20 protein-coding genes are annotated in these 22,868 nt (G+C 71.4%); 7 read left to right on the top strand and 13 right to left on the bottom strand.

All coding sequences use genetic code 11. The annotated features are described in order from the left end of the window. Window positions 1–15: 15 nt before the first annotated feature. A complete protein-coding gene (locus DFJ67_RS41950; RefSeq protein ID WP_116075315.1) occupies window positions 16–234 on the top strand; it encodes a hypothetical protein in 219 nt (72 codons plus the stop codon). Here the strand turns inward: DFJ67_RS41950 and DFJ67_RS41945 are convergent, their stop codons facing one another. From DFJ67_RS41945 to DFJ67_RS41920, 6 genes are all read right to left on the bottom strand, one after another. Next, window positions 235–1,656, bottom strand: coding sequence for an acyl-CoA carboxylase subunit beta (locus DFJ67_RS41945; RefSeq protein WP_116075313.1), 1,422 nt, complete (start codon window positions 1,654–1,656; stop codon window positions 235–237). 30 nt (window positions 1,657–1,686) lie between these two features. Then, window positions 1,687–2,913 (bottom strand): beta-ketoacyl-ACP synthase II, encoded by a 1,227-nt coding sequence (gene fabF, locus DFJ67_RS41940; protein ID WP_116075311.1) that lies wholly within the window; start codon window positions 2,911–2,913, stop codon window positions 1,687–1,689. 1 nt (window position 2,914) lies between these two features. After that, window positions 2,915–3,154: an acyl carrier protein gene (locus tag DFJ67_RS41935; RefSeq protein ID WP_116075309.1), complete on the bottom strand. Its 240-nt coding sequence runs from the start codon at window positions 3,152–3,154 to the stop codon at window positions 2,915–2,917. Window positions 3,155–3,200: 46 nt separating this feature from the next. Continuing rightward, the gene (locus DFJ67_RS41930; RefSeq protein ID WP_116075307.1) at window positions 3,201–4,145 is read right to left on the bottom strand and encodes a beta-ketoacyl-ACP synthase III; all 945 of its coding nucleotides are present in this window, start codon (window positions 4,143–4,145) and stop codon (window positions 3,201–3,203) included. Next, a complete protein-coding gene (locus tag DFJ67_RS41925) occupies window positions 4,142–5,311 on the bottom strand; it encodes an acyltransferase domain-containing protein (protein ID WP_116075304.1) in 1,170 nt (389 codons plus the stop codon). The genes DFJ67_RS41930 and DFJ67_RS41925 overlap by 4 nt, the downstream gene beginning before the upstream one ends. Before the next feature lie 136 nt (window positions 5,312–5,447). Next, window positions 5,448–6,650 (bottom strand): PucR family transcriptional regulator, encoded by a 1,203-nt coding sequence (locus DFJ67_RS41920; protein WP_116075303.1) that lies wholly within the window; start codon window positions 6,648–6,650, stop codon window positions 5,448–5,450. Between the two features lie 24 nt (window positions 6,651–6,674). On the opposite strand from DFJ67_RS41920, the gene DFJ67_RS41915 reads away from it, so the two are divergent. Further along, the gene (locus DFJ67_RS41915; protein WP_116075301.1) at window positions 6,675–7,328 is read left to right on the top strand and encodes a phosphatase PAP2 family protein; all 654 of its coding nucleotides are present in this window, start codon (window positions 6,675–6,677) and stop codon (window positions 7,326–7,328) included. A gap of 28 nt (window positions 7,329–7,356) precedes the next feature. Here the strand turns inward: DFJ67_RS41915 and DFJ67_RS41910 are convergent, their stop codons facing one another. Further along, window positions 7,357–8,535, bottom strand: a complete 1,179-nt coding sequence (locus tag DFJ67_RS41910; RefSeq protein ID WP_116075299.1) for a sensor histidine kinase — start codon at window positions 8,533–8,535, stop codon at window positions 7,357–7,359. 170 nt (window positions 8,536–8,705) lie between these two features. Here DFJ67_RS41910 and DFJ67_RS41905 point away from each other — a divergent pair, with 170 nt between their 5' ends. From DFJ67_RS41905 to DFJ67_RS41895, 3 genes are all read left to right on the top strand, one after another. Continuing rightward, on the top strand, window positions 8,706–9,257 hold the full coding sequence (locus DFJ67_RS41905; protein WP_116075297.1) for a hypothetical protein: 552 nt from the start codon (window positions 8,706–8,708) through the stop codon (window positions 9,255–9,257). Window positions 9,258–9,399: 142 nt separating this feature from the next. Continuing rightward, window positions 9,400–9,753, top strand: coding sequence for a hypothetical protein (locus DFJ67_RS41900; RefSeq protein ID WP_116077295.1), 354 nt, complete (start codon window positions 9,400–9,402; stop codon window positions 9,751–9,753). 53 nt (window positions 9,754–9,806) lie between these two features. Beyond that, on the top strand, window positions 9,807–10,364 hold the full coding sequence (locus tag DFJ67_RS41895) for a TetR/AcrR family transcriptional regulator (RefSeq protein ID WP_116075295.1): 558 nt from the start codon (window positions 9,807–9,809) through the stop codon (window positions 10,362–10,364). A 2-nt stretch (window positions 10,365–10,366) separates the two neighbouring features. On the opposite strand, the gene DFJ67_RS41890 is transcribed toward DFJ67_RS41895, so the two are convergent. From DFJ67_RS41890 to DFJ67_RS41875, 4 genes are all read right to left on the bottom strand, one after another. Next, complete coding sequence (locus DFJ67_RS41890; protein ID WP_147315802.1) at window positions 10,367–11,053, bottom strand: hypothetical protein; 687 nt, start codon at window positions 11,051–11,053, stop codon at window positions 10,367–10,369. A 201-nt stretch (window positions 11,054–11,254) separates the two neighbouring features. Then, window positions 11,255–12,661, bottom strand: coding sequence for a glutamate--tRNA ligase (gene gltX / locus DFJ67_RS41885; RefSeq protein ID WP_116075291.1), 1,407 nt, complete (start codon window positions 12,659–12,661; stop codon window positions 11,255–11,257). A 58-nt stretch (window positions 12,662–12,719) separates the two neighbouring features. Beyond that, window positions 12,720–13,997 carry an MFS transporter gene (locus DFJ67_RS41880; RefSeq protein ID WP_116075289.1) on the bottom strand — a complete coding sequence of 426 codons (1,278 nt, stop codon included), beginning with the start codon at window positions 13,995–13,997 and terminating at the stop codon, window positions 12,720–12,722. Next, entirely contained in the window at window positions 13,984–15,300 is a 1,317-nt protein-coding gene (locus DFJ67_RS41875; RefSeq protein WP_116075287.1) for a GH1 family beta-glucosidase, read from the bottom strand. The genes DFJ67_RS41880 and DFJ67_RS41875 overlap by 14 nt, the downstream gene beginning before the upstream one ends. A gap of 198 nt (window positions 15,301–15,498) precedes the next feature. Between DFJ67_RS41875 and DFJ67_RS41870 the strand changes: the two genes are divergently transcribed. Beyond that, window positions 15,499–17,037 (top strand): pectate lyase family protein, encoded by a 1,539-nt coding sequence (locus tag DFJ67_RS41870; protein WP_409362888.1) that lies wholly within the window; start codon window positions 15,499–15,501, stop codon window positions 17,035–17,037. Window positions 17,038–17,097: 60 nt separating this feature from the next. On the opposite strand, the gene aceE is transcribed toward DFJ67_RS41870, so the two are convergent. Further along, window positions 17,098–19,848 (bottom strand): pyruvate dehydrogenase (acetyl-transferring), homodimeric type, encoded by a 2,751-nt coding sequence (gene aceE, locus DFJ67_RS41865; protein ID WP_116075284.1) that lies wholly within the window; start codon window positions 19,846–19,848, stop codon window positions 17,098–17,100. Between the two features lie 153 nt (window positions 19,849–20,001). Then, a complete protein-coding gene (locus DFJ67_RS41860; RefSeq protein WP_116075282.1) occupies window positions 20,002–20,409 on the bottom strand; it encodes a YjbQ family protein in 408 nt (135 codons plus the stop codon). A gap of 93 nt (window positions 20,410–20,502) precedes the next feature. Between DFJ67_RS41860 and DFJ67_RS41855 the strand changes: the two genes are divergently transcribed. After that, window positions 20,503–22,752, top strand: coding sequence for a thiamine pyrophosphate-dependent enzyme (locus tag DFJ67_RS41855; RefSeq protein ID WP_116075280.1), 2,250 nt, complete (start codon window positions 20,503–20,505; stop codon window positions 22,750–22,752). The last annotated feature ends 116 nt before the right edge of the window (window positions 22,753–22,868 follow it).

The raw sequence follows: 22,868 nt of genomic DNA, 5'->3' as shown, positions 1-22,868 counted from the left end.
GGTAGGCTGCCCGGCATGCCCGCCCCCCATGGATTCGCCTATGAGGAACGCTCCGACGGGTCTGTCGTGATCACCCACCACGGCCGCCCGGCGACGACGTTGCGGGGCCCGCGGGCCCAGGAGTTCCTGGCCGAGGTCGACGACGACCCGCAGGGCGTGATGGCCCGCTGGACCGGCAACTACCGGCACGGCAACGAGCGCACGGCCAGGAACCACCCGCGCAACCGGCGCTAGCTAGAGCGGGATGTTGCCGTGCGCACCGCGTGCGGCCGGCGCGGCGGCCAGCGCCTCCGCGATCCGCCGGCGGGTCTCGCCGGGCTGGATCACGTCGTCGACGACGCCGATCTCCAGTGCCCGCTGCACGCCGCCGGCCGTCTTCACCTGCTCCTCGATGAGCCGGGCGCGCAGTTCTTCGCGCTCCTCGTGCGGCGCGGCGGCGAGCTTCTTGCGGTGCAGCACGTTGACCGCGGCCGAGGCACCCATCACGGCGATCTCCGCGGCCGGCCAGGCGAACACCGCGGTGGCGCCGAGCGACCGGGAGTTCATCGCGATGTAGGCACCGCCGTAGGCCTTGCGGGTCACCAGCGTCACCCGGGGCACCACCGCTTCGGCGAACGCGTGCAGCAGCTTGGCACCGCGGCGCACCACGCCGTCCCACTCCTGGCCGAGGCCGGGCAGGTAGCCGGGCACGTCGACGAGCACGATCAGCGGCACGCCGAGCGCGTCGCACATCCGCACGAACCGGGCCGCCTTCTCGGCGCTGGCCGCGTCGAGGCAGCCGCCGAGGCGCAGCGGGTTGTTGGCGATCACGCCGACCGTGCGGCCGCCGAACCGGCCGAGCGTGGTGACGATGTTACGCGCCCACTTGGCGTGCAACTCCACGCCGGGCTCGTCGAGCAGCGCCTCGACCACCGGCTTCACGTCGTAGGCCCGGTTGGCCGCCTCCGGCATCGTGCCGGTGAGGTCGTGTTCCGTGTCGTCGGTGCGGATGTCGGCCGGCGAGAGCCGACCCTGGTGGCCCAGCATGGCCGCCAGCCGGCGCGACTCGACCAGCGCCGACGCGTCGTCAGGGGTGGTCACGTGCACCACGCCGGAGCGCCGGCCGTGCGGCTCGGGGCCGCCGAGCCGCTCCATGTCGACCTGCTCGCCGGTGACGCTGCGGACCACCTCGGGGCCGGTCACGAAGATCCGGCCGGCGCCGCTCATCACCACGATGTCGGTCAGCGCCGGCCCGTAGGCGGCACCGCCGGCCGCGGGGCCGAGCACCACCGAGATCTGCGGCACCCGCCCCGACGCCCGCACCATGGCCGCGAAGACCAGGCCGACCGCGTCGAGCGCGACCACGCCCTCGGCCAGCCGTGCACCACCGGAATGCCACAGACCCAGCACGGGTACGCGGTCGCGGACGGCGATGTCGATCGCGTTGACGATGTGCTGGCAGCCCTCGGTGCCCATCGCACCACCCATCCGGGTGGCGTCGGTCGCGTAGGCGACCGCGGGCGTGCCCTCGATCTCACCGCGGGCACAGAGCACACCAGAGCCATCGCGCGGAGCGAGCAGGCGCAGCGAGCCGTCGTCGAAGAGGGCGCGCAGGCGCACCTCAGGATCTCGATGGTCCACGGCCGCCTGTTCGTCCGGCGCGATGGTGCTGGTCATAGTGCTTCTTCCGTCAGGACCGGGTAACTGTCAGGCCCGGGTGAACACGAGTGCCACGTTGTGCCCGCCGAAGCCGAACGAGTTGTTGAGCGCGGCCGGGATGTCGAGCGGCCGCGTCTTGTTGGCGGCCACGTCGAGATCGAGCTTCTCGTCGGGGTCGTCGAGGTTGATCGTTGGCGGCACCACGCTGTCGCGGATCGCCAGGATCGCCGCGATCGACTCCAGCGCGCCGGCCGCACCGAGCAGGTGCCCGGTCATCGACTTCGTGGCGGTCACCACGGGGTGCCCACCGAGCGCGGCGTGCAACGCGACGATCTCGGCCAGGTCGCCGACCGGCGTCGAGGTCGCGTGGGCGTTGACGTGCACGATGTCGGACTTGGCGACGTCGGCGTCGGCGATCGCCTTGGCGATCGCGCGGATCGCACCGCGCCCCTCCGGGTGCGGCTGCACGATGTCGTAGCCGTCGGAGGTCAGGCCGGCACCGGCGACCCGGGCGTAGACCCGGGCACCCCGCGCGGCGGCGTGGTCGGCGCGCTCGAGCACCAGCACACCGGCGCCCTCACCGAGCACGAAGCCGTCGCGGCCCTTGTCCCACGGCCGGGACGCCTTCTCGGGGTCGTCGTTGCGGGTCGACATGGCCCGCATCGACGCGAAGCCGGCGATCGGCAGCGGGTGGATGACCGCTTCGGTGCCGCCGGCCACGACCACGTCGGCCCGGCCGGCGCGGATCATGTCGAGGCCGAGCGCGATCGCCTCGGCGCCGGTCGCACAGGCGCTGGCGACCGAGTGGACGCCGGCCTGCGCGCCGAGCTCGAGGCCGACCCAGGCGGCCGGGCCGTTGGGCATCAGCATCGGCACGGTGTGCGGGGAGACCCGCCGCGGGCCGGAGGCTTCCAGGATGTCGTCCTGGGCGAGCAGCGTCGTGGCGCCGCCGATGCCCGAGCCGATGCTGACCGCGAGCCGCTCCGGGTCGAGCCCGGAGTCGGCCAGGCCGGCGTCGGCCCACGCCTCGTAGGCGGCGATCAGCGCGATCGCCTCGGAACGGTCGAGCCGGCGCAGCTTGACCCGGTCGATCTTCTCGGAGGGTTCGACGGCGAGTTGCGCCGCGATCCGGACCGGCAGTTGGCCGGCCCACTCCTGGGTGAGCGGACCCACCCCGGAGCGGCCGGCCAGCATGGCGTCCCAGGTCGACGCGACGTCCCCGCCCAGCGGGGTCGTCGCTCCGAGCCCGGTGACGACGACGTCGGGGCGACTCATGTCAGGCGTTCGACTCGATGTAGGTGACGGCGTCGCCGACGGTCTTGAGGTTCTGCACCTCGTTGTCGGGGATCTTGACGCCGAACTTCTCCTCGGCCGCGACGACAACCTCGACCATGGACAGCGAGTCGACGTCGAGGTCGTCGGTGAACGACTTCTCCTCGGCCACGTCGTCGGGGTTGACGCCGGCAACCTCTTCCAGGATCTCGGCCAGGCCGGACGTGATCTCGTCACGGGTCATTGCGGTTGTTTCCTCTCGGGTGTGGTGTGGTGATGCTTGTTGCGCGCTACGGGCAGCGAACAACCTGCCCGGCGTACGTTAGACCGCCGCCGAAGCCGAACAGCAGCACCGGTGCACCGGACGGCACCTCGCGTCGCTCGATCAGCTTCGACAGCGCCAGCGGCACGCTGGCCGCCGACGTGTTGCCGGACTCGACGATGTCTTTGGCGACGACCGCCTGCGGCATGCCGAGCCGCTTGGCGATGCCGTCGATGATGCGGCCGTTGGCCTGGTGCGGCACGAACGCGGCGATCTCCTCGGGGGCGATGCCGGCGCGCTCGCAGGCCTGCAGGGCCAGCGGGGCCAGGGCGGTGGTCGCCCACCGGAAGACCTGCTGCCCCTCCTGCTGGATGTAGGGCCGCCAGCCCTCGATCCGGACCGCGTCGGACTTCTCCGGCACCGAGCCCCAGATCACCGGGCCGATGCCGGGCGCCTCGCCCTCGGCCGCGGCGGTGACCACCGCGGCACCGGCGCCGTCGCCGAAGATGATGCAGGTCGAGCGGTCGGTCCAGTCGGTGAAGTCGGAGAGCTTCTCGGCGCCGATGACCAGCGCGTTGCGGGCCGCTCCGGCGCGGATCGCGTGGTCGACGGTGCCCAGCGCGTAGGAAAAGCCCGAGCACGCGGTGTTGATGTCGTAGGCGCCCGGCGCGTTGATGCCCAGCTTGGCGGCGACCCGGCAGGCCACGTTGGGGCTGCGGTCGACGGAGCTACAGGTGGCGACCACGACCAGGTCGATCTCGGCGGGCGTGAGGCCGGCGTTGGCGAGGGCCTTCTCGGCCGCGAAGCCGGCCATGTCGGCGACCGTCTCGCTGTCGGCGATCCGGCGGGTGGCGATGCCGACCCGGTCGCGGATCCACTCGTCGTTGGTGTCGACGATCTGGGCCAGGTCGTCGTTGGTGAGCACCCGCGACGGCTGATAGTGGCCGAAAGCGAGGATGCGGGAGCCTGTCATGCGGGTTGTCCTCCGATGCGCGCGAGCGGCTGGCCCGGTGCGACCGGGTCGTCGTGGTGGGCGAGCCATTCAGTCAGCAGGCCGTCGCTGTGCGCGGCCACGTCGACCGGGCCCTGCCGGGTGATGACGTGCCCGATGACCTGGCCGGTCCGCACGACGTCGCCTTCGGCGAGCCCGTCCGACGGAGCGAACATACCCGCCCCACCAGCGACGACGACGCGGAACTGGGGTGCCGGCTCGTGGCTGGGCGCCACGCCGTGCCGGGCGACGAGGTCACGCGCGGCGGGCAGGTCGTCGGGAGTGTTGAGGGTCACGATCTCGATGCCGTTGGCCTTGAGCTCGCGCTTGACCAGACCGGCCAGCGTGCCGGCGGGCGGCAGCTCGATCACCGCGGTGACGCCCAGGTCGGCCAGCGTGCGCATGCACAGGTCCCAGCGGACCGGCGCGGTGACCTGGCGGACCAGGCGGGTCAGCAGTTCGCGGCCGTGGGTGACCGCGTTGCCGTCAAGGTTGGACAGCAGGATCCGGGTCGGGTCGGCGGGGGTGATGCCGGCCGCGACGGACGCCAGCGCCTGTTCGGCGGGTGCCATGAACGGGGTGTGGAACGCGCCGGCAACCTGGAGCGCGATGACCCGCGCCTTGGCCGGCGGTTCGGCGGCGAGCTTGGCCAGCGCGTCGATCGCACCGGCCGCCACGACCTGACCCGCACCGTTGCGGTTGGCCGGGAAGAGCCCGTGCGCCTCGATGGCGGCGAGCACCTCGTCGGGATCGCCACCGAGCACGGCGGACATGCCGGTCGGCTCGAGCGCGCAGGCGGCGGCCATCTCGCGGCCGCGGACGCCGGCCAGGGTCACGGCCGCCTCGGCCGAGAGCACCCCGGCGAGGGTCGCGGCACCGAGCTCGCCGACGCTGTGGCCGGCGACCAGGGCGACGTCGTGCATCGGCAGCCGCTCGGCGGCGAGCAGCGCGGCGGCGACCAGGAGTGGCTGGGTGCGCGCCGTGTCCTTGATCTCGTCGGCGCCGGCCTCCGTGCCGAGCTGCACGAGGTCGACTCCGGAGAGTGCCGACCACCAGCGGAGTCGGGCCTCGGCACCGGGAAGTTCGAGCCACGGAGCGAGGAAACCGGGCTTCTGCGAGCCCTGGCCAGGAGAGAGTACGGCGAGCACGTTTACGACTCTGCGGGATACTCGTGGGTCATGTGGTTGCCGGCAGGCACCAAACCACACTATTGGTTTTGTAGGTTTTCTACAACGAGTGGCGGCGATCACGTGCGGTATGGAGGGGTTTTTACCAAACGAGCGTTCAGGCGTCTCCCGGAGCCACCGGCGACGCCCCGCCGCGCGGGTCCAGCCGGCCCACCGTCAATGCGATCCGCAGCGCGAACAGGTCGCGCGGCGAGAGCGGCGAGAACCCGGTGACGTCGCCGATCCGCCGCAGCCGGTAACGGACGGTGTTGGGGTGCACGAAGAGCGAGCGGGCCGCGCTCTCCAGCACGCCGCCCGCCGCGAAGAACGCGTCCAGCGTCTCGATCAGCTCGCCGCCGGCCCGCACCAGCGCGCCGTAGACGTCGCGGCGCAGCGCCCGGCGGGCCGCCGCGTCGCCGGCCAGCGCCCGCTCCGGCAGCAGCGCCGCCGCGGCGACCGGCCGCGGCGCGTCGGGCCACGCGGGTGCGGCCCGGAACCCGGCCAGCGCCGCCCGCGCCGACTCGGTGGCCTCGTCGAGGCTGGCCACCGCTGGCCCGACCACGACCGGCCCGGTGCCGAACCCCTCGAGCAGCTTCTCGGTCGCGTTGAGCGGGTCGGCCGCGCCGCCCAGCACCACGACCAGGCGGTCACCGTGCACGCCGCTGATCACCTCGACGCCGATCCGCCGGGCGTGCCGGTAGACCGTGTGCAATACCGGCGCCACCTCGCCGCCGGGGGAGCGCCCGACGGCCACCGCGACCGGCGGTGCGTCGGCCCAGCCCAACGCCGCGGCCCGGCTGGCCAGCACGTCGGTGGAGTCGCCGCGGAGCAGCGCGTCGACCAGCAGCGCCTGGAGCCGGGCGTCCCAGGAGCCGCGCGACTCGGCCGCCCGCGCGTAGACCCGGGCGGCCGAGAAGGCGATCTCCCGGGAGAAGCGCAGCACCTCCTCGCGCAGGTCACGCTCCTCGCCCGGCGCGGCCAGATGGGCCGCCTGCTCCTCGACGACGTCGATGGTGACCTGGATCAGCGCCACCGTCTGCTGGAGGTTGATGCTGCGGGCCAACGCCCGGGGCGCGGCCGCGAACACCTCGTCGGAGACCTCACGGGGCCGGCTCTTCGGGCCCGCGCGCATGAACTCGACCAGCGACCGCACGCCGGCCTGGGCCACCAGCATCACCCACGACCGCTGGTCGGCCGGTAGCTGGCGGAACCAGACCAGGGTCTCGTCCATCCGCGCCACGCTGGCCGTCGCGAGCGCGCCCGCCGACCGCTCGATCCGGCGCAACGTCGCCGCGAGACTGTCTGCTGGCTGGTCGTCCACGCCCTACACCATAGGCTGGGCCGGATGCACCGCCTTCCCGCGCGCCCGCCGGCCGCCCTGCCTGTCGCCGCGTTGGCCGCTTTCGGGGTGCTGCTCGGCCTGGTCGCCGCGGCGTGGCCGCCACTGGTCCGCTGGGACGACGACGTCAGCGCGACGCTGCGGTCCTACGGCCTGGCCCACCCGGTGCTGATCGACTGGCTGCGCGCCCTGACCAGCGTCGCCGCCACGATCCCGTTCATCGCCGTCGGTGCCGCCGCGACCCTGCTGTTCGCCCTCCGCCGGGAGGTGCGCACGGCGCTGTTCTGCGCGCTGGTCACCGCGGTCGTGCCGATCGCCTGGGGCCTGCTGCACTGGCTCCTGCACAAGCCGCGGCCGGTCGACGGCTTCGTCGCGGTGGCGAGTTCGGGCTTCCCGAGCGGCCACACCAGCAACGCGGCGGCGTTCGCCCTCGCGGTGGTGCTGCTGGCCTGGCCCCGGTCCAGCGCGGCCACCCGGGCGGCCGTCTGCTTGGTGTTGGCGGTCTTCGTCGCGTTCATCGGCTACACCCGGGTGGCGCTGCTGGCGCACTGGCCCAGCGACGTCCTCGGCGGGCTGCTGCTGGCCCTTGCGGTGGTCCCCTTCGCCGCCCGCGTCGTCACCCGAACGCGTGTCACCCATTCGGCGGCGAGCCGCCCATAAGCCGCCCCTGGCGCTGCCGGCCGCGACGTCAGATGGCGTCGACCGGGAGAGCCGCGACCACCCGCCACCGGGCGTCCGCGGCCGGGCCCGCGTCGAGCCGCCCGCGCAGCAGCGCCGCCCGCTCGCGCATCCCGATCAGGCCGGCGCCGGCGCCGAGGTGGTCGAGCGGTCCCGGGTCGGCGACCGGGTTGTGCACGGTCAGCCGCACCTCGTCGGTGCCGTAGTCGACCGTGACGCTCGCCGTACCCGTGCCGTGTTTCAAGGCGTTGGTCAGCGACTCCTGGACGATCCGGTAGCCGGCCAGCTCGACACCCACCGGCAGGGCCCGCGGTGAGCCCGTCGTGGTCAGCTCCACCGCCAGCCCGGCCGCCCGCGCCCCGGTCACCAGCCGCTCGACCTCGCCCAGCCCCGGTGCGACCGGGTCGTCGCCCGGCTGCGCCTCCGGGCCGCGCAGCACGTCGATCATCTGCCGCATCTCCGCCAGGCCCTGGACGCTGTTCTCCCGGATCACCCGCAGCGACTCCTCGACCTGGGCCGCCGACAGGTTCGGCACGGTCAGCGCCGCGGTCGCGTGGATCGCCATCACGCTCAGGTGGTTGGCGACCATGTCGTGCAACTCGCGTGCCATCCGGGTGCGCTCGGCGGACACCGCCTGCCGCCGGTCGAGTTCGGCGACCCGCGCGGTCTGCTCGGCCCGGGACCGTTCCAGGGCCGCCTGGTCGCGGTATTGCCGGACGCTGAGCCCGGTCAGGATCGGCAGCACCAGCAGCAGCACGGCCGGGATGCCCAACGCCAGCCCGCGCACCGAGCCCATGGAGACGACGCCGATGATCGCCGTCGCCGCGACCACCGCGATCGCGACCTCCAGCGCCCGCCGCCAGAGCCGGGCCGGGCCGAAGACGCACGCGTCGTAGAGCACCTGGGTGTAGATCAGCAACGTGCCGATCGAACCGCCCATCGTCAGGTCGGCGGCCAGCGCCACGGTGCCGATCGCGAGGCCGGTCAGCGGCGCCCGGCGGCGCAGCGCCACGGCTCCGCTGGCGGCCACCATCGGCAGGTAGATCAACCATTCCGGGCCGTCACCCAGCAGGGCCGGCTGGAAGGTCAGGTAGGCGCCGGAAACGATGATCAGCGTCCCGCCCACCAGCGCGACGGCGGCGAGCGCCAGGTCGCGGGCGAGCGACCCGCGCGGGGGGATGCGGACCATGCCACCGATGGAATCACGGCCCGCGCGCGGCGGCGTCCGCCTGCGAGAGGAGACGCCTCCGCCGCGAGGAGGAGACCGGGTTCGTCAGCGGCGGTGACGCCGTTCCGCACAAACCAGGAAAACCTTGATCTGGTACGCGCGGCCGGGCCCCGCGACCGGGAGGAGAAGACATGATCGTGGCGCTGATCGTGGCCAGCGAGGTCGGTTTCTGGGTGCTGCTCGGCGCCGGCCTGCTCGCCCGCTACCTGCTGCGGTTGCGCCGGCTCAGCGTCGTACTCCTGCTCGGTTCGCCGGTCCTGGATCTGGTGTTGCTCGTCGCCACCACTGTCGACCTGCGCCGCGGCGGCACGGCCGGCCCGATGCACGGACTCGCCGCGATCTACCTCGGTTTCTCGATCATGTTCGGCCACGCCATGATCCGCTGGGCCGACCAGCGTTTCGCCCACCGGTTCGCCGGTGGACCGCCGCCGTGGAAACCGTCGAAGGGCGGCTGGGCGCGGGCCCGCCACGAATGGCGCGAGTGGGGCAAGGCGGTCGTCGCGTGCGGCATCGCGGCGGCTCTGCTGGGCGCCGGCATTCTGATGGTCGGCGACGCGGACCGCGCGGCCGGCCTCGTCGGGTGGTTGCAGAAGTTGCCCGCCGTCGTGGTGATCTGGTTCATCGTCGGCCCCGCGTGGGCGACACTCTTCCCGGGACGGGCCAAAGAGGACGCGGTCCGTTGACGGAGCGGATTGCTGCAATATGCAGGCAGTTACGCCGGCCCCGCGGGCGGGATTTCTGCTGCTCAGCCCATTAGGGTGTGAAGGCCTGATGGGTCATCCGGTGGCGGCCGGGTGGCGGAACGGCGCAGAACAGGAGGCCGTGATGGCGCACGGGGAGGCCGATTCCGGCTGCGCCGACGCGGAGAGCCAACCGCACGATCCGGACGAACTGCTCCCGGCCTCGGCCGGCCGGCCGGTGCGCCGGATCTGTGCCGGCCAGACGGCGGAACGCGTCCGCGCCGACCGTGCCGACGACCCGGCCGACGATGACGACCCGGGCGACTGCCACATCGGCGACCACGTCGCCGACACCGCGTCCGGCCCGATGCTGGGCGGCGGCCGCGCACCGGCCTGCCGCAGCGAGCGCCCGGGCTGGGCCGGCGCCCACCGGCACGGAGCGGTCCGCCCCCGACGCCGCGCCTCCCGCCGCGAACGGCCACCAGACCGCTGGTGTTAGGCCGGGCCGCTTTGCGACCAGGCCCCGACCGCGTCCTGTAGGTTTTGTCCGATATGGACGACAAGCAGCGGCAGATCATCGACCAGGCGATCGTGATCGCCGATGAGCAGGGCATCGCCGCTGTCTCGATGCGCGCGGTCGGCCAGCGGCTCGGGCTGAGCCCGATGGCGATCTACCCCTATGTGGGCAGCAAGGACGCCCTGCTCGACGGGGTTGTTGAGCGGCTGCTCGGTGAGTTGCTGACGGCGGCACCCGGCGCGGGCGGTTGGCAGGACCGGTTGCGGGCCGTGTCGGCCGCGGTGCGGGCGCTGGCGCGGCGGCATCCGGGCGCGTACCCGCTGATCATGGCGCGGCCCGGCGCCACCGCGGAGACCCGCCGGCTCGACGACCTGATCTCCGACATCCTCGGCGGGGCCGGTGTGCCGGCAGCCGAGGTGCCCCGGCTCGAGCGGCTGCTCTCGACGCTGCTGCTCGGCTTCGCCAACTCCGAGGTCAACGGCCGGTTCGGCGCGGGGCCGGCGGCCGGCGACTGGGACGCCGAGTTTGCCGCCGACCTCGATGACGAGATCCGCTTGATCGAGCAGATCATCGACCGCGCGGGGCCGACCTGAGGTCAGCGGGTGCGGTGTCGGATGATCAGTGCGACGCCGGCGAGCATGAACAGCACGACCAGCACCACGCCGCCGTTGAGCAGCATCAGCCGGCGCAACTCGGCCAGCAGCGAGTCGAAGTCGCGGCCGGTGGGCAGCGAGTCTTCGGGAATGACCCGGGTGCCGCCACCGATGCCGCCGCTCATCACGTCGGGCTTCTCCGGGATCGGCGCGCCGGCGATGCGCAGCGCCTCCGACATCGTCATCCGGCCGAGGTACCAGGCGGCGCTGGTCTTCTTCTTGTCCGGCTGCGCCGCCGGGCGGAACGCCTTGGGACCGCCGTTGGCCATCGGGTAGAGGTCGTAGGTGAAGCGCGGCTTGTTGTCGTATTGGATGTTGACGGTGAACTTGCGGCCCAGCGACGCCGGCTTGGGCGCCGCGATCTGGCCGCCGGGCTCACTCAGGAAGCTGACCTCTTTGAGCAGGTCGGCGAAGAGCCGCGGCTTCTCGGCTGCGGTCACCGTGATGTCGGCCATGCCCTCGCTCTTGATGGTGAGCGCGGTGGGCTTGGGCGGCTTGGGCGCCTGACCGACCACTGTGGCCGGCGCACCCGCGCCCGCGGCCAGGGCCGGCGTCGCGACGCCGGACGTGCTGAGTAGGAAGCCGGCGGCAACCACCAGCAACAAGCGTCTGACAAACGATCGCCCCACCACCGTCCTCCTCGCCCCGTTCCGATGGCTGGCTGGTGCTTACTGCATAGACTCCGCGCACGGCCCGTTGGTTGCACTTAACCGTCGGGTTATTTGCAGCTTCTGCCATCACGGTGACCCTTGCGAGGGACCCCGATCGTGATCAAAGGCAGGCCGGCATCGTAACCGGCGAGAGCAATTCGGTGGGGGGCGGGGAGCCCGTCAGAGGCGGGCGCGGGCCGCGCGGATCCGGGCCAGCGTGCGCTCCCGACCCAACACCGCCAACGACTCGAAGAGCGGCAGGCCAACCGAGCGGCCGGTGACCGCGACCCGGACCGGCGCCTGTGCCTTGCCCAGCTTGAGCCCGCGCGCGGCACCGACCTCTTCGAGCGTGTTCTTCAGCGCCTCGGCACTCCAGTCGGTCTGCGCCTCGTATGCCCGGGCCGCGTCGTCGAGCAGGTCAGCGGCACCGTCCTTCATCGCCTTGGCCCAGGCCGCCTCGTCGAACGCCGGCTCGTCGAGGAACAGGAAGTCCACATTGGGCACGATCTCGCTGAGCACCGCGACTCGGGTCTGCGCGAACGGCGCCACGGCCGCGAACAGGGCCGGGTCGAACTGCTCGGGCCGCCACGGCGGCGGCGCGATCGTCGCGGTGCCGGTCAGCCACGGCTGGCAGGCCTCGATGAACCCGTCGACGCTGAGCGCGCGGATGTATTCGCCGTTGAACGCGCGCAACTTCTTCTCGTCGAAGAACGCCGGCGACGGGTTGACGTTCTCGAGGCGGAACTCGTCTTCGATGACCGACCAGGGCACGATCTCCCGGTCGTTGGCCGGCGCCCAGCCGAGCAGCATCAGATAGTTGCGCATCGCGTCGCGCAGGTAGCCCTCGTCGCGGTAGGCCTCCAGGGCCACCTTGTCGCGCCGTTTCGACAGCTTCTGCCGCTTCTCGTTGACCACCACCGGCACGTGGGCCCAGACCGGCGGCTTGACACCGAGCGCGTCCCAGAGCAACTGCTGCTTGGGCGTGTTGGGCAGGTGCTCCTCGGCCCGGATCACGTGGGTGATGCCCATGGTGATGTCGTCGACGACGTTGGCCAGCAGGAACACCGGCGACCCGTCGGCCCGGGCGATCACGAAGTCTTCGATCTTGGCGTTTTCGAAGGTCGGCTCGCCGCGGACCAGGTCGATGACCTTCGTCTCGCCCTCGTCGGGCGTGCGGAACCGCAGTGCCCGGCCCTCGCCCGGCCCGAGGTTGCGGTCACGGCAGAAACCGTCATATCCGGTGTAGGAGTTGCCGGTGCGGGCCTGCACCATCTCCCGCGTGCAGTCGCAGTAGTAGGCCCGGCCGGCGTCGTAGAGCCGGCCGGCGGCGGCGCGCTGCTCGTCGGCGTTGGCCGACTGGAAATAGGGGCCCTCGTAGCTGCCCCGCTCGATGCCGAGCCAGTCGAGCGCCGAGAGGATGCCCTCGGTCCATTCGGGGCGGTTGCGCGCGGCGTCGGTGTCTTCCACCCGCAGCACGAACACACCGCCGTGCTGCTTGGCGTAGATCCAGTCCTGCAGCGCCGTCCGGGCGCCGCCGACATGGAACATTCCCGTCGGGGAGGGGGCGAATCGCACGCGTACCGTCACGCGGTCCAGCCTACGGTTGCCCCCGGGGTGGGCCGCCACCAGGTTTAATGTCCGGTTCTTACGGTACCGAGCGGATCTTCCGGACCAGCACGCTGCCCAGCAGGGTGATCACCGCGGTCGCGGCGAACAGGGTCGGGTAGCCGCCCAGGTAGACCACGATCCAGGCGGCCGCGAACGGCCCGAGCGCCTGCGGTGCCGAGTTGGCGATGTTGATCACGCCGAGGTCCTTGCCCCGGGTGGTCGCCGCCGGCAGCACCTGGGTGATCAGCGCCGCGTCGACGGCCAGGTAGGCCCCGTAGCCCGCGCCGAGCAGCACCGCCGCGACGACGGCCGCCATCCAGACCGGCCAGATCGCCAGGATCAGCGCGGCCACCGCCATGATGATGCCCGACCAGATCACGAACACCTTGCGCTTGCCGGACCGGTCCGACATCCGCCCGGCGACCACGGCCGTGGCCATCATGCCGGCCGTGTAGAGCAGGATCAGGATCAGCAGCCCGCCCTCGGGGTCGGCGTAGTGCACCCCGTCTTCGAGGAAATAGAGCAGGTAGAGGGTGCCGAGCGCGTTGCCGACCTGCACCAGGAACCGGGTGCCCCAGGCCCAGGCGAAGTCCGGGTGCTGCTTCGGGCTGATCCACATGCCGCGCACCAGCGTGCGCAGCGAGAACGGTGGCCGGTGCTCGCGCGGCAGCGGGTCGTCGCCGGTGAAGAACGCGAACGGCAGACCCAGCAGGAGTACGGCGACCGCGACGGCCACGTAGCCCGAGGCGTTGCCGGTGAACAGCGTGGTCACCAGCACCGCGCCGATCACCAGGCCGAGCGCCTGCGGGATGCCGGCCCACCCGGACACCCGGCCCCGCTGGTCGACCGGCACCCGGTCGGGCAGCGCGGCGGTCAGGGCGGCCAGCATGGCGTTGAAGGCGGCCTGCGCGGCGACCCAGGCGAGCGTGACACCGAGGATCGTGTGCTGCTGGGCCAGCAACAGCAGCGACAGCGACCCGAAGACGGCGCCGGCGACGGTCCAGACGTGCCGGCGGCCGAGCACCCGCCCGCCGATGGTCAGGCAGGTGCGGTCGGAGAACGCGCCGGCTAGCGGGTTGGCGACGATCGCCGCCAGCGCGCCGAAGCCCATCGCCCAGGCCAGCGCCGTCTCCTTGTGGTCCGGCGCGATCGCGGCGACCTGGTTGGGCAGCAGGATCTGGATCGGCGTGAAGAATGCCATCCAGACGCCCAGGTTGGCCGAGAACAGCAGCGCGATCCAGCCCCGCCGGACCCGGACCGTCGGCTCGGCCAGCGCCGCCGGTAGGGCGGACGCCTCCGGGTCAACGGTGGTCACGGATGCGCTCCCGCAACCAGGCGAAGGAGCTCTTGGGGGTACGCGTCTGCGTGTCGAAGTCGACGTGCACCAGCCCGAACCGCTTGGTGAATCCCTCGGCCCACTCCCAGTTGTCGAGCAGCGACCAGACGAAGTAGCCGCGCACGTCGACCCCGTCGGCCTGCGCGTCGGCCAGCGCGGCCAGATGCGCGTCGAGGTAGGCGATCCGCTCCGGGTCGGCGCACGAACCGTCGGGACCGACCACGTCGTCGTAGGCGCAGCCGCTCTCGGTGATGTAGATCGGCGGCAGCGCGGCACCGTAGCGCCCGTGCAGTTGCACCAGCAGCTCGCGCAGCCCGTCGGGGGCGACCGGCCAGCCGAAGGCCGTGGTCGGGTAGCCGTCCAGCGGCACGATCTCGAACGGCAGGGGACTCCCGTCCTCGGGACCGCGTACCCCCGTCGGGTTGTAGTAGTTGACCCCCAGCGCGTCGATCGGCGCCGCGATCACGTCGAGGTCGCCCTCGCGGACCACCGACAGGTCGGCGGCGCCCTCGGGGTAGCCCAGGCCGAAGAGCGGGTCGGTGAACACCCGGTTCTGCAGCGCGTCATAGGCCGCGGCGGCCGCCAGATCGGCGGGGTCGTGGCTCGCCGGCCGCGCGGGGGAGTAGTTGTTGGCGATCGTGACCGGGCTGTTGGAGTGGTCGCGCAGCGCGGCGACGGCGAGCCCGTGCCCGAGGAGCTGGTGGTGCGCCACCGGGAAGGCGCCGAAGAGCAACTGCTCGCCCGGCGCGTGGGTGCCCAGCGCGTAGCCGAGCGACATGTGCACGAACGGCTCGTTCAGCGTGATCCACATCCGCACCCGGTCGCCGAGCCGGCCGGCGACCAGGGCCGCGTACTCGCCGAAGCGGTGTGCGGTCTCCCGGGACAGCCAGCCGCCGCGGTCCTGGAGCGCCTGCGGCAGGTCCCAGTGGAACAGGGTGGCGACGGGCGCGATGCCGGCGTCGAGCAGCGCGTCGACCAGCCGCTCGTAGTGATCGAGCCCGGCGGCGTTGGCCGGACCGGTGCCGTCGGGCTGGATCCGCGGCCACGCCACGGAGAACCGGTAGGCGCCGACACCGAGCTCGCGCATCAGCGCGACGTCGTCGGCGTAGCGGTGGTAGGAGTCGGTCGCGATCGCGCCGGTGGTCCCGTCGACGATACGGCCGGGTGTCGCGCTGAAGGTGTCCCAGACCGACGCGCCACGCCCGCCGGCGTGCACCGCGCCCTCGATCTGGTAGGCGGAGGTGGACACCCCCCACAGGAATCCGCCAGGCAGCTCCGGCATCAGCTTCCGCGCCCCCTCAGGTCGTTACCGGCCGGTAAGCCGAGACTGGCTCGGACTTTAACCCCGGATGATCCGCACGTCGAGAGGCACTGCAACAAACCTGCACATGCCAGCTCTTGTGCGTCAGGTAAGCGCTTTCCTAACGTTGACATCGTCAATTTTCGATCCCTTACCCCCGTGTTACGAAGGTGGACGATGATGAGACGAGTCCTGGTGCCACTGGCCGCGACGGCCGCGGCGGCCGTGGTCGGAGCGTTGGTCCTGGCGATCCCCGAGGCGTCGGCGGCGGTCGGCGGCGTGACCGGCTATGCGACGCAGAACGGCGGCACGACCGGCGGCGCGGGCGGGCAGACGGTGCGGGCCACGACCGGCACGGCCATCCACGCGGCCCTGTGCGGCCGGGCCAGCAGCAGCACCCCGATCGTCATCCAGGTCGAGGGCACCATCAACCACGGCAACACGACCAAGGTCTCCGGCGCGAGCTGCAACACCGCCGCAGGGGTGATCGAGCTCAAGCAGATCAGCAACGTCACGATCGTCGGCGTCGGCAGCGGCGCGGTCTTCGACCAGTTGGGCATCCACATCCGCGAGGCCAGCAACATCATCATCCAGAACGTGACGGTCCAGAACGTCAAGAAGTCAGGCTCGCCCACGTCAAACGGCGGCGACGCGATCGGCATGGAGAGCACCGTCCGCAACGTCTGGGTCGACCACGTCAACCTGCTCGCGTCGGGTGGTGAGGACGCCGGCTTCGACGGCCTCTTCGACATGAAGGACAACACGCAGTATGTGACGCTGTCCTACAGCACGCTGCGCAACTCGGGCCGCGGCGGCCTGATCGGGTCGAGCGAGAGCGACCGCAGCAACGGCTTCGTGACGTTCCACCACAACCTTTACGAGAACATCGACTCGCGTACGCCCCTGCTGCGCGGCGGCATCGCGCACATCTACAACAACTACTACGTGAGCCTGCACGAGTCGGGCATCAACTCGCGGGCCGGCGCCCGCGCCCGGGTCGACAACAACTACTTCAAGAACTCGAAGGACGTGCTGGGCACGTTCTACACGAGCGAGGCCGGCACCTGGCAGGTCAACGGCAACATCTTCGACAACGTGACCTGGTCGGCGCCGGGTTCGGACAACAACCCGGCGGGCCCGAACGTCACCTCGAACACGACGGTGAGCATCCCTTATGCGTTCACGTTGGACGGCGCCTCCTGTGTGCCCAGCGTGGTCGCCGCGACGGCGGGCGCGAACCGCGGCTTGCAGGTCTCCAACGGCAGTTGCTCGCCAACCACGCCGCCGACCGGCAACCCGACGCAGAACCCGACCACCCCGCCACCCACGCAGGGCCCGACCAATCCGCCCAGTGGCACGAACCTGAGCATCGGCGCGGGCGCCGACGGCTCGAGCAAGGCCAGCGGCACGAGCTACGGCAACGTCCGCGACGGCGACCTGGCGACCTACTGGTCCCCGGCGGGCGCGACCGGTTCGATCTCCATCAAGTGGAGCGCGGCCACGTCGGTGTCCCGGATCAACATCCGGGAGGCCTCCGGCGCGACGGGCGCGATCGGCAACTGGCGGGTGCTGAACGGCGACACGGGCGCGGTGCTGGCCACCGGCAGCCGGGCCGGGGTCATCACCTTCGCGCGCACGTCGGCGAAGAAGATCACCTTCGACATCACCAGCTCGACCGCCACCCCAAGGGTCGCCGAGTTCGAGACCTACGCCAGCTGACCGGGAACGGAAAGGGCGCCTCGCAAGCAGAAGCGGGGCGCCCTTTTCGAACGAACAGACCTACGAGTCGCCGCCGGTCTCGCCCACGGGTGCGGCGTTGACGTCGTCGATCGCGTACTTGCGGGCCGCCTCGACCGGGATCGCCGGGGCGATCTCGCCGCGGAGGGCCAGCTGCCGCAGGGTCGCCACGGCCACCGACTCGGCGTCGACGTGGAAGTGGCGGCGCAGGGCGTGCCGGGTGTCGGACAGGCCGAAGCCGTCGGTGCCCAGCGACGTGTAGTCGCCCGGGACCCAGCGCGAGATCAGGTCGGGCACCGCGCGCATGAAGTCGCTGACCGCGACCACCGGGCCGTCGGCACCCGCCAGCTTGCGGCGGATGTAGGGGACCCGCGGCTCGCTGCCCGGGTGCATCAGGTTGTATTCCTCGGTCTGCACCGCGTCGCGGCGTAGCTCGGTCCACGACGTGACCGACCAGACGTCGGCCGCGACGCCCCAGTCCTGGGCCAGCAGCTGCTGTGCCTTGAGCGCCCACTGCATGGCCGTGCCTGACGCCAGGACGTTGGCCTTGATGCCGCCGCCCTCGACCGCCGGTGCGGGCGAGTAGCGGTAGATGCCCTTCAGCAGGCCTTCCACGTCGACGTCGACCGGCTCGGCGGGCTGGAGGATCGGCTCGTTGTAGAGGGTGAGGTAGTAGAAGACGTTCTCCGGGTCCTCGCCGTACATCCGGTGCAGGCCGCGCTCGACGATGTGCGCGATCTCGAACGCGAACGCCGGGTCCCAGCCGACGACGGCCGGGTTGGTGGCCGCGAGCAGGTGGGAGTGGCCGTCTTCGTGCTGGAGGCCCTCTCCGTTCAAAGTCGTCCTGCCAGCCGTGGCGCCGAGCACGAAGCCCCGCGTCATCTGGTCGGCCGCGGCCCAGAAGCCGTCGCCGGTGCGCTGGAAGCCGAACATCGAATAGAAGATGTAGAGCGGGATCATCGGCTCGCCATGCGTGGCGTAAGAAGACCCGGCCGCGGTGAACGAGGCCACCGAACCCGCCTCGTTGATGCCCTCGTGCAGGATCTGCCCGCCGAGCGCCTCCTTGTAGGACAGGAACAGCTCCCGGTCGACCGGGGTGTAGTTCTGCCCGTGCGGCGAGTAGATCTTCTTCGTCGGGAACAGCGAGTCCATGCCGAAGGTGCGGGCCTCGTCCGGGATGATCGGCACCCACCGGTCACCGAACGCGCGGTCCTTCATGATGTCCTTGAGCAGGCGTACGAAGGCCATGGTGGTGGCGATCTTCTGCTTGCCGGAACCCCGCTTGACGTCGCCGAACCGCTCGCTGCCCGGGATCTGGAGCGGGATCACCTTGGTGTTGCGCGACGGCAGGTAACCGCCCAGCGCGCGCCGCCGCTCGTGCAGGTATTCCATCTCGTCGGACTTGTCCTCCGGCCGGATGTAAGGCGGCAGGTAGGGGTTGTCCTCGAGCTGCTTGTCAGAGATATCCAGGTAGAGGCGGTCGCGGAACGTCTTCAGGTCGTCGAGCGTCAGCTTCTTCATCTGGTGGGTCGCGTTGCGGCCCTCGAACGACGAGCCCAGGGTCCAGCCCTTGATCGTCTTCGCCAGGATGACCGTCGGCTGGCCGGTGTGCTCCGTCGCCGCCTTGTAGGCCGCGTAGATCTTCCGGTAGTCGTGCCCGCCGCGCTTGAGGTTCCAGATCTCGTCGTCGGAGAAGTTCTCGACCATCTTGCGGGTCCGCGGGTCACGACCGAAGAAGTGCTCGCGGACGTACGCGCCGGACTCGGCCTTGTAGGTCTGGTAGTCGCCGTCGGGCGTGCTGTTCATCAGGTTGACCAGCGCGCCGTCGGAGTCGGCGGCCAGCAGCGGGTCCCACTCGCGGCCCCAGACGACCTTGATGACGTTCCAGCCGGCGCCGCGGAAGTAGGACTCCAGCTCCTGGATGACCTTGCCGTTGCCGCGGACCGGGCCGTCGAGGCGCTGCAGGTTGCAGTTGATCACGAAGGTCAGGTTGTCGAGCTCTTCGCGGGCCGCCAGGCCGATCGCGCCGAGCGACTCCGGCTCGTCCATCTCGCCGTCGCCGAGGAACGCCCATACGTGCTGGTCGGACGTGTCCTTGATGCCCCGGTGCTGGAGGTAGCGGTTGAACCGGGCCTGGTAGATCGCGTTGAGCCCGCCGAGGCCCATCGAGACCGTCGGGAACTCCCAGAAGTCGGGCATGAGCCGCGGGTGCGGGTAGGACGGCAGGCCGCCGCCGAGCCCGGCGTGCGAGAGCTCCTGGCGGAAGCCGTCGAGGCGCTCCTCGGAGAGGCGACCCTCCATGAACGCGCGGGCGTACATGCCCGGGGACGCGTGGCCCTGGTAGTAGATCTGGTCGCCACCGCCGGGGTGGTTGCGGCCGCGGAAGAAGTGGTTGAAGCCGACCTCGTAGAGCGCCGCGGCGCTGGCGTAGGTCGAGATGTGCCCGCCGACGCCGATCTCGGGGCGCTGCGCGCGGTGCACCAGCATCGCGGCGTTCCACCGGATGTAGGCGCGGATCCGCCGCTCGACGAACTCGTCACCGGGGAACCAGGGCTCTCGCTCCGGCGGAATCGTGTTGATGTAGTCGGTGGTGGTCAGCGGGGGGACGCCGATATTGCGCTCGCGCGCCCGCTCCAGCAACCGCAACATCACATATCGGGCGCGCTTGGCGCCGCCCGCGTCGATGACTCCGTCGAGAGACTCGACCCATTCGGCGGTTTCCTCAGGGTCGATGTCCGGAAGCTGGCTCGGCAGGCCGTCACTGATCACCGGGCGCTTGCGTTCCGTAGCCACAGGCATTCCTCAGATTGTGGGGACGACTGACATTTCGGAGCCAAGTGTCCCGGGTGTGGGATTCGTCTCCAACGCCATCCTGCCCCGTTTCACGCCCTGGCGTCACGTCGCGTACTACAGACGCGACACTCGACACAGCTACTGTCCGGTAACTCACCCCGGAAGGAACGAAAACCGGACCTGACGGACAGCGTTGTCACCGTTGGTGTCGACCAGGCAGATGGACTGCCAGGTGCCCAGGGCCAACCGACCACCAAGAACCGGGATCGACGCGTACGGGGCGACGAAGGCCGGAACCACGTGGTCACGGCCGTGCCCGCGGGCGCCGTGCCGGTGGCGCCAGCGGTCGTCGGCGGGCAGGAAACCGTCAATCGCCGTCATCAGATCGGGGTCGTCGGAGCCGGCCCCGCTCTCGATGATCGCGATGCCGGCCGTGGCGTGCGGGACGAACACGTGCAACAGGCCGTCACCCTCGCCGGCGACGAACTGCTGCGCTTCCGCCGTCACATCGCGCACGGCGGGGCGCCGCCCCGTCTCGACGGTGATCACCTGACTCCGCATCCGGACAAGTCTAGAGATCATCGGGCAGTTGCGTGTGCGGGTCCCGCGTGGCGGATGGGGCAGGTGACTGGCCGTGGGTGGCGTGCGTCGGTAATGCTTTTCGGCGTGACCACGCCGCAAGATCTCGACGAACGGTTCCGGACGGCCGTCGGCGCGCTGGTGCCGGGCACCGCCGACCTCACCGACGGGATGACCGCCGAGCTGGCCCGTGCCCTGTTCGACGCCCAGTTGACCAGCCGCCACCTCGACCTGGCCGCCCGCTGGCTGCGCAGCTTCGGCGAGGGTTACTACACGATCGGTTCGGCCGGCCACGAGAGCAACGCGGTGGTCGCCGCCGCGCTCCGGCACACCGACCCGGCCCTGCTGCACTACCGCTCAGGCGCGTTCTACGCCGCCCGGGTCGCCCAGGCCGGCGGTGCCGATCCGGTCGGCGACGCGGCCCGTGACGTGCTGCGCGGGGTCGTCGCCTCGACCCTGGAGCCGATCGCCGGCGGCCGGCACAAGGTCTTCGGCAACGCGGCGCACCACGTCGTGCCGACCACCTCGACGATCGCCTCACACCTGCCCCGTGCGGTCGGCGCCGCGTTCGCGATCGAGCGGCTCCGCAAGGTCAACGGGACCGAGACCTCCGAGGCGCCCTGGCCGCCGGACGCGATCGTGGTGTGCTCGTTCGGCGACGCGTCGGTCAACCACGCCACCGCCACCGCCGCGCTCAACACGGCCGGCTGGATCGACCACACCGGGCTGCGCCTGCCGTTGCTGCTGGTCTGCGAGGACAACGGCATCGGGATCAGCGTGAAGTCGCCGCAGGGCTGGGTGGAGGCGACGCTGTCGGCGCGGCCGGGCCTGCGTTACTTCGCGGCCGACGGCGACGACCCGGCCGGCGCCTACGGGACCGCGGTGCGGGCCGCCGAGCACGTGCGCAGGACCCGGCGGCCGGCCGTGCTGCACCTGAAGACGGTGCGGTTCATGGGGCACGCCGGCGCCGACGCCGAGGTGGCCTACCGGCCGGCCGCCGACCTCGAGCGCGACCTGGCCCGTGACCCGGTCGTGGCGACCGCCCGGATGCTGGTGGAGGCCGGGCTGGCCGTCCCGGAGGAGGTCGTCGCCCGCTACGACGAGGTCGGCTGGCTGGTCCGCAAGGTCGCCGAGGAGGTGCTGGGCGAGCCCAAGCTGACCAACCCCGCCGACGTGGTCGCCACGCTCGCGCCGCGGCATCCGGTGCGGGTCGCCCGTACCCTGGCTGATTTGTCGGTTCTATCGGCTGCCGACCGCTCTGCCGCGTTCGGCGAACGGCTCCCCGAGGACGTCGGCCCGCTGACCCTGGCCCAGACGATCAACGCGGCGCTCGCCGACGGGATGCTCGCCAACCCCAAGATGGCGATCTTCGGCGAGGACGTGGCGATCAAGGGCGGCGTGTACGGGGTGACCAAGGGCCTGCGCGACAAGTTCGGCGCCACCCGGGTCTTCGACACGCTCCTGGACGAGACCTCGATCCTGGGCCTCGCGCTCGGCTCCGGGCTGGCCGGGATGCTGCCCGTTCCGGAGATCCAATACCTGGCCTACCTGCACAACGCCGAGGACCAACTGCGTGGCGAGGCGGCCAGCATGCAGTTCTTCTCGGGCGGCGCCTACCGCAACCCGATGGTGGTGCGGCTGGCCGGCCTGGGCTACCAGGAGGGCTTCGGCGGGCACTTCCACAACGACAACTCGGTCGCGGTGCTGCGCGACATCCCGGGCCTGGTGGTGGCCGTGCCGGCGCGGGCCGACGACGCCGCGCCGCTGCTGCGCACCTGCCTCACGTCGGCGGCGGTCGACGGCAGCGTCTGCGTGTTCCTGGAGCCGATCGCCCTCTACCACACCCGCGACCTTTACGAAGAGGGCGACAACGAGTGGCTGGCGCCCTACCTGGGCCCCGCGTCCTGGTCCGACGCGCACGTGCCGATCGGCCGGGCGCGGGTCTACAACGTGGGCACGGCCGACGATCTGACGATCATCACCTTCGGCAACGGGGTACGGATGTCGCTGCGGGTCGCCGCCCGCCTGGTCGACGAGGGCATCGGGGCCCGGGTGGTCGATCTGCGCTGGCTCGCGCCGCTCCCGGTCGCCGATGTGATCCGGGAGTCGTCGGCGACCGGGCGGGTCCTTGTCGTGGACGAGACACGTCGTTCCGGGGGTGTTGGCGAGGGAGTTCTGGCCGCCCTGGTTGACGCCGGATATGTCGGTTCTGTTAGCCGGATCGCGTCCGTCGACTCCTTCGTCCCGCTCGGTCCGGCGGCCAAGGAAGTGCTGGTCGCGGAGGATGCGATCACTCAGGGTGCCCGAGCGCTCCTGGCACGGTAAGTTTCCCGAGGGGCCCGAAAAGTCCGTGTCAGTAGGCACCTTCGACCCGGCTGGCCGGAAAATCGAGCCGGGATCGGTCGGTGCGCCACTTGCGCGTGAGCGTCTGACTGTGTGGA

This window comes from Asanoa ferruginea, from assembly GCF_003387075.1.
Taxonomy (GTDB): domain Bacteria; phylum Actinomycetota; class Actinomycetes; order Mycobacteriales; family Micromonosporaceae; genus Asanoa; species Asanoa ferruginea.
Note: the sequence above shows the minus strand (reverse complement) of the source record. Positions and strands in the feature narration are given on the sequence as shown.